Source organism: Streptomyces sp. NPDC029041, from assembly GCF_040637515.1.
GTDB lineage: Bacteria > Actinomycetota > Actinomycetes > Streptomycetales > Streptomycetaceae > Streptomyces.
The window spans coordinates 21,463-27,845 of record NZ_JBEZWO010000015.1; the positions used below are offsets into that span (position 1 = coordinate 21,463).

Sequence of the window (6,383 nt, forward strand, 5' to 3'; positions counted from 1 at the left end):
CCCGTACACGCCGTACGGGAGCCCCCCTTTCGTGTGCCGCTGCGGGCGTCAGGACCTGCTGCGCGCCGACGTCACCCGGTACACGTCGTAGACGCCCTCCACTCCCCTGACCGCCTTCAGCACGTGGCCGAGGTGCTTCGGGTCGCCCATCTCGAAGGTGAAGCGTGAGGTGGCGACGCGGTCGCGGGAGGTCTGGACCGCCGCGGAGAGGATGTTGACGTGCTGGTCGGACAGGACGCGGGTGACGTCCGAGAGCAGCCGGGAGCGGTCCAGGGCCTCGACCTGGATGGCGACCAGGAAGACCGAGGACTGGGTGGGCGCCCATTCGACGTCGAGGATGCGCTCGGGCTCGCGGGAGAGCGAGTCGACGTTCACGCAGTCGCTGCGGTGCACCGACACTCCGCTGCCGCGGGTGACGAAGCCGATGATGGGGTCGCCCGGGACGGGCGTACAGCAGCGGGCCAGCTTGACCCACACATCGTCGACGCCCTTGACGACGACGCCCGGGTCGGCGCTGGAGCGGCGCTTGCGGCTGCGGCCGCGGGCCGGCGGGACCGACTCGTCGATCTCCTCGGTGGCCGCCTCCTCGCCGCCGAGCGCCTGGACCAGCTTCTGCACGATGTTCTGCGCGGAGACATGGCCCTCACCGATCGCCGCGTACAGCGCGGAGATGTCGGCGTAGCGCATCTCGTGCGCGAGGGTCACCAGGGAGTCGCCGGTCAGGATGCGCTGAATCGGCAGGTTCTGCTTGCGCATCGCGCGGACGATGGCGTCCTTGCCCTGCTCGATCGCCTCGTCGCGGCGCTCCTTGGAGAACCAGGCCCGGATCTTGTTGCGGGCGCGCGGTGACTTGACGAAGCCGAGCCAGTCCCGGGAGGGGCCCGCTCCGGCCGCCTTGGAGGTGAAGACCTCCACCAGGTCGCCGTTGTCGAGGGTGGACTCCAGCGGGACCAGGCGGCCGTTGACGCGGGCGCCTATCGTGCGGTGCCCGACCTCCGTGTGCACCGCGTACGCGAAGTCGACCGGGGTCGCGCCGGCGGGGAGCGCTATGACGTCGCCCTTGGGGGTGAAGACGAAGACCTCGTTGCGGGAGAGGTCGAAGCGCAGCGACTCCAGGAACTCGCCCGGGTCCTCCGTCTCCTTCTGCCAGTCCAGCAGCTGCCGCAGCCAGGCCATGTCGTTGAGGTGGTCGTCCTTGCCCTTGCCGGACGACTTGGGGGCGTCGCTGCGCACCTTGGAGGCGCCCGCGACGGCCTCCTGCTTGTACTTCCAGTGCGCGGCGATGCCGTACTCGGCGCGGCGGTGCATGTCGAACGTGCGGATCTGCAGCTCGACGGGCTTGCCGCCGGGGCCGATGACCGTCGTGTGCAGCGACTGGTACATGTTGAACTTGGGCATCGCGATGTAGTCCTTGAACCGGCCGGGGACCGGGTTCCATCGCGCGTGCACCGTGCCGAGGGCCGCGTAGCAGTCGCGGACGGTCTCCACGAGGACGCGGATGCCCACCAGGTCGTAGATCTCCGCGAAGTCCCGGCCGCGGACGATCATCTTCTGGTAGACGCTGTAGTAGTGCTTGGGGCGGCCGGTGACGGTCGCCTTGATGCGGGCCGCCCGCAGGTCCTGCTGGACCTCGTCGGTGACGATGGCCAGGTACTCGTCACGCTTGGGTGCCCGCTCGGCCACCAGCCGGACGATCTCGTCGTACATCTTGGGGTAGAGGATCGCGAAGGCGAGGTCCTCCAGCTCCCACTTGATGGTGTTCATGCCCAGGCGGTGGGCGAGCGGCGCGTAGATCTCCAGGGTCTCGCGCGCCTTCTTCTCCTGCTTCTCGCGCTTGAGGTAGCGCATGGTGCGCATGTTGTGCAGGCGGTCGGCGAGCTTGATGACCAGGACGCGCGGGTCCTTGGCCATGGCGACGACCATCTTGCGCACGGTCTCGGCCTGCGCGGCCTCGCCGAACTTGACCTTGTCCAGCTTGGTGACGCCGTCGACGAGCAGCGTGACGACGTCGCCGAAGTCGCGGCGCAGGTCGTCCAGGCCGTACTCGGTGTCCTCGACCGTGTCGTGCAGCAGGCCGGCCATCAGCGTGGCCGGATCCATGCCCAGCTCGGCGAGGATGGTCGTGACGGCGAGCGGGTGCGTGATGTACGGGTCGCCGCTCTTGCGCTTCTGGCCGCGGTGCCAGCGCTCGGCGACCTGGTAGGCGCGCTCGATCTGGCGGAGCGTGGCCGTCTCGATCTTCGGGTCGTTGCCGCGGACTATCCGCAGCAGCGGCTCCAGCACGGGGTTGTACGGGTTCGCGCGCTGCACACCGAGCCGGGCCAAGCGGGCGCGGACGCGGTTGGAGGAGCCGGAGCGGGCCTGCTGGCCGGCCGCCTGACGGACCGCGGGCGGGGTGGGCTTGGGCCGCGCCTGCTCGGCGGGCTTGTCGGCCGGCGCCGCCTGGGCGTGCTCGACCGGCCCGCGGGTGTCGTTCTTCGCGTGGGGCGCGTTCGGCGCGGGCTTGGCCGCGGCTGCCGAGGCGGACTCGGGCTTGGCGGCGGTCAGGTGCTGGGCCTCGTCTGGCAAGAGGACTCCTCGTGCGCGATCCGGGTCCCCCGGTCAGGCTCCGGACCCCCATGGTAGCGATCCCGGGCCCCGGGATGCCTTCAGGCCAATGTGAGGACCGTCTACCCGGGAAACGCAGGTAACGCACGAGGCGGGCTCCGGATTCCTCCGGGCCCGCCTCTGCGGTGTCGTGCCGGTTGTCCACCGGGACGGCCGCGCGGCCGCTAGACCGTGAGCAGCGCCTCCAGCGGGGCGCCGTTCAGCGCCGGCTCCAGGCGGGCCCGGCCGCTCAGGAAGCCGAGCTCCATGAGGACGGCGAGACCCGCGACCTCGGCGCCTGCCCGGCGGATGAGCCCGACCGAGGCCTCGGCGGTGCCGCCGGTGGCGAGGACGTCGTCGACGACGAGCACCCGGTCCGCGTCGGTGAGGTCCTCCGCGTGCACCTCGATCTCCGCCGAGCCGTACTCCAGGTCATAGGCCTGGGCGAGGGTGGCTCCGGGGAGCTTGCCCGCCTTGCGTACGGGGATGAAGCCGAGGCCGGCGCGGACGGCGACCGGGGCGCCGAGGATGAAGCCACGGGCCTCCAGGCCGACGACCTTGGTGGCCCCGGTCCTCTGGGCGATCTCGGCGAGGGCGTCGGTGAGCGCGGTGAACGCCGACGGGTCCGCCAGGAGCGGGGTGATGTCCTTGAACATCACGCCCGGCTCCGGGTAGTCCGCCACGTCGCGGATGCGGCTGAGCAGCAGCTCCTTGATGTCGGTCATCGGCGCTTCCCCGAGGGGCGGCCGCGGCCGCGGCTGCGGGAGGCGGGCTGGTTGCGCGGCCCGACCACCGCGGGTGCGGCGTCCTCCGGCTCGTCGGCGTACGTCTCCTCGACGTCGGTCTCCGTCCCGCCCTGGGCGGCGGACTGGGCCCGCTTGGCCAGGACGCGCTTCTTCAGGGCCTTCATCGCCGGCTCGCGCTCCTTGAGGTCGGCGACGAGCGGCGTGGCGATGAAGATCGAGGAGTACGCACCGGCGGCGAGACCGACGAACAGCGACAGCGAGATGTCGTTCAGCATGCCGGCGCCGAGGACACCGCCACCGATGAACAGCAGGCCCGCGACCGGCAGCAGCGCCACCACCGTGGTGTTGATGGAGCGGACCAGGGTGCTGTTGATCGAGCGGTTGGCGACGTCGCTGTAGGTCCAGCGGGTCTGCTTGGTGAGGTCCTTCGTCTGCTCCTTGAGGCTGTCGAAGACCACGACCGTGTCGTAGAGCGAGTAACCGAGGATGGTCAGCAGACCGATCACCGTGCCCGGGGTGACCTCGAAGCCGACCAGGGCGTAGATGCCGACGGTGATGGTGATGTCGTGGATCAGCGCGACGAACGCGGCCAGCGCCATGCGCCACTCGAACGCGATCGCCAGGTAGATCACCACGAGGATCAGGAAGATGCCGAGGCCCTGCCAGGCCTTGTTGGCGATCTGCTCACCCCAGCTGGGGCCGACCAGTTCGGCGTTGATCTGCTCCGCGTCGACCTTGAGGTCGTCCGACAGCTGGGCCTTGATCTGGTTGGCCTTGTCGGTCTCGATGCCCGCGACCTGGATCCGCAGGCTGCCGTCACCGAGCTTCTGGACGATCGCGTCGTGCCCGGAGGCCGTTTCCGCGTACTCCTCGGCCTGGGTCACCGAGACGCTCATGTTCTTCGGGGTGTTGAAGACGGCACCGCCCTGGAACTCGATGCCCATGTTCAGGCCGCGCACCGCCAGGCCGACGATGGCCGTGATGGTGATCAGGATCGACAGGCCGTACCAGATCTTGCGGTTCTTGACGAAGTCGTAGCCGATCTCGCCGCGGTGCAGCCGGGCGCCGAGGTTGCCGAGTTTCGACATCTCACGCCTCCTTCGTCTCGACGGGGGCGGAGGGACGGCGGGTGCGGCGCAGTGGCGGCTGGGCACCCAGGCTCTTCGGGTCGAGGCCGGACCACTTGTGGCCGTTCGCGAAGAAGGGGCGACGGGCCAGCAGGGTCAGGAGCGGCTTGGTGAAGAGGAACACCACGACCACGTCGAGCAGCGTGGTCAGGCCGAGCGTGAAGGCGAAGCCGCGCACCTTGCCGACGGTGACGATGAAGAGCACCGCGGCGGCGAGGAACGACACGAAGTCGGAGACCAGGATGGTGCGCCGGGCGCGGGGCCAGGCCCGCTCGACGGCGGGGCGCAGCGTACGGCCCTCGCGGATCTCGTCGCGGACGCGTTCGAAGTAGACGATGAACGAGTCCGCCGTGATGCCGATGGCGACGATGGCGCCGCAGACGGCCGGCAGGTTCAGCGCGAAGCCGATGGCCGGGCCGAGCAGGGCCATGAGCGTGTAGGTGAGGGCGGCGGAGACCAGCAGCGAGAGGATCGCGACGAACGACAGACCGCGGTAGTAGGCCAGCAGGTAGATGACGACCAGCGCGAGACCGATCGCGCCGGCGATCAGGCCGGCCTGCAGCTGGTCACCGCCGAGCGCGGCGGTCACGGTCGTCATGCTGTCCACCTTGAAGGTGAGCGGCAGCGCGCCGTAGCTCAGCATGTTGGACAATTCCTGGGCGGACTGCTGGTTGAAGTTGCCGGAGATCTCGGCGTTGCCGCCGGTCAGGGCCTGCCGGACGGACGGATCGGAGACCACGTCGCCGTCCAGGACGATCGCGAACTGGTTCTGCGGCGGCTGGTTCTGGGCCAGCTTGCCGGTGATGTCGCCGAACTTCTTGGCACCGGCGTCCGTGAAGTCCATCGTGACGGTCCAGCCGGCACCGGTCTGGGTGTTCAGGACGGCCTGGGCCTTGTCGACGTCCGTGCCGTCGACCTCGGCCGGGCCGAGGATGTACTTCTGCCACTGGCCCCCCGAGTTCTTGCCGCAGGCCAGGGTGGGCTGGGAGGCCTTGACGCCGTCGCCCACGGTGGAGCGGGTCTTGGTGTCCGTGCAGTCGAGCTGGGCGTACTTCGCCTGCAGCGCGTTCGCGTCGGCCTCGGCGGTGCCGCCGCTCGCCGACGGGGAGGGGCTGGCCCCCGGCTTGTCCGAGGCGCTCGCGGACGGCGTGGCGTCGGCCTTCAGCGCGTCGGTGACCGCGCGGCCCTGGGTGGTGGGCGTGGCGGACGGGGAGGCGGAGTTCTTTTCGGTGGCCTCGGGCTTGTCGGACGCCTTGCCGGACGGCTGGTCCGAGGGGTTGCCGGTGGGGCTCGGGGAGGGGCTGGCCGCGCCCTTGCCGCCGGAGACCTCGGTGGCGATGACCGGGCGGAAGTAGAGCTTGGCGGTGGTGCCGACCTGCTTGCGGGCCTGCTCCGAGTTGGTCCCCTTGGGGATGTTCACGACGATGTTGTCGCGGCCCTGCGTCTGGACCTCGGCCTCCGAGACGCCCAGACCATTGACGCGGCGCTCCATGATGGAGACGGCCGTGTCCATGTTGGTCTTGTTGATCGCCGACTCGTTGCCGGCCTCGGGGACCGCACGGAGCGTGATGCTCGTACCGCCGGCCAGGTCGATGCCGAGACGCGGCTTCGTGTGCCCCGAGGCGAACATCCCACCGGTGAGCGCCACGATGGCGATCAGGATCAGGGCCAGCGAGCGCCCCGGCTTGCTCTGGGCGCTCGCGTTCCTGCCCTTTTTAGGTGTGGCCACCTTCTCGTACTCCCTCTCGGGCCACCTCGCTCCGGATCGGGCGGACGGGCGGCCATGACATGGTGTCGGGATTCCGTGCGAGCTGGGCGTGTCCCGGGGCGGGGGGGGGGGGGGGGGCGGGCCCCCCCCGCGACCAAGCAGCCACAGCGCCGGCCAGCCCGGCCAGTGGGAGCGGCGGGGGCAGCGCGGGGGCGG

4 protein-coding genes are annotated in these 6,383 nt (G+C 70.3%); all 4 read right to left on the reverse strand.

Annotated elements, in window-relative coordinates; translation table 11 throughout:
- Positions 1-48 precede the first annotated feature (48 nt).
- The 4 genes from relA to secD all read right to left on the reverse strand — a co-directional run bounded on the left by relA (position 49) and on the right by secD (position 6,188).
- Positions 49-2,568, reverse strand: a complete 2,520-nt coding sequence (gene relA, locus AB0F04_RS31510) for a GTP pyrophosphokinase (RefSeq protein WP_362047752.1) — start codon at positions 2,566-2,568, stop codon at positions 49-51.
- A gap of 203 nt (positions 2,569-2,771) precedes the next feature.
- Positions 2,772-3,311, reverse strand: a complete 540-nt coding sequence (locus AB0F04_RS31515; RefSeq protein ID WP_362047755.1) for an adenine phosphoribosyltransferase — start codon at positions 3,309-3,311, stop codon at positions 2,772-2,774.
- Complete coding sequence (gene secF, locus AB0F04_RS31520) at positions 3,308-4,420, reverse strand: protein translocase subunit SecF (protein ID WP_362047758.1); 1,113 nt, start codon at positions 4,418-4,420, stop codon at positions 3,308-3,310. The genes AB0F04_RS31515 and secF overlap by 4 nt, the downstream gene beginning before the upstream one ends.
- Position 4,421: 1 nt before the next feature.
- On the reverse strand, positions 4,422-6,188 hold the full coding sequence (secD, locus tag AB0F04_RS31525; RefSeq protein ID WP_362047761.1) for a protein translocase subunit SecD: 1,767 nt from the start codon (positions 6,186-6,188) through the stop codon (positions 4,422-4,424).
- Positions 6,189-6,383 lie beyond the last annotated feature (195 nt).

Bases quoted from the DNA above. Each gene is read 5' to 3' on its own strand.
- AB0F04_RS31515 (WP_362047755.1), bottom strand. From the start codon at position 3,311: ATGACCGACATCAAGGAGCTGCTGCTCAGCCGCATCCGCGACGTGGCG.
- secF (WP_362047758.1), bottom strand. From the start codon at position 4,420: ATGTCGAAACTCGGCAACCTCGGCGCCCGGCTGCACCGCGGCGAGATC.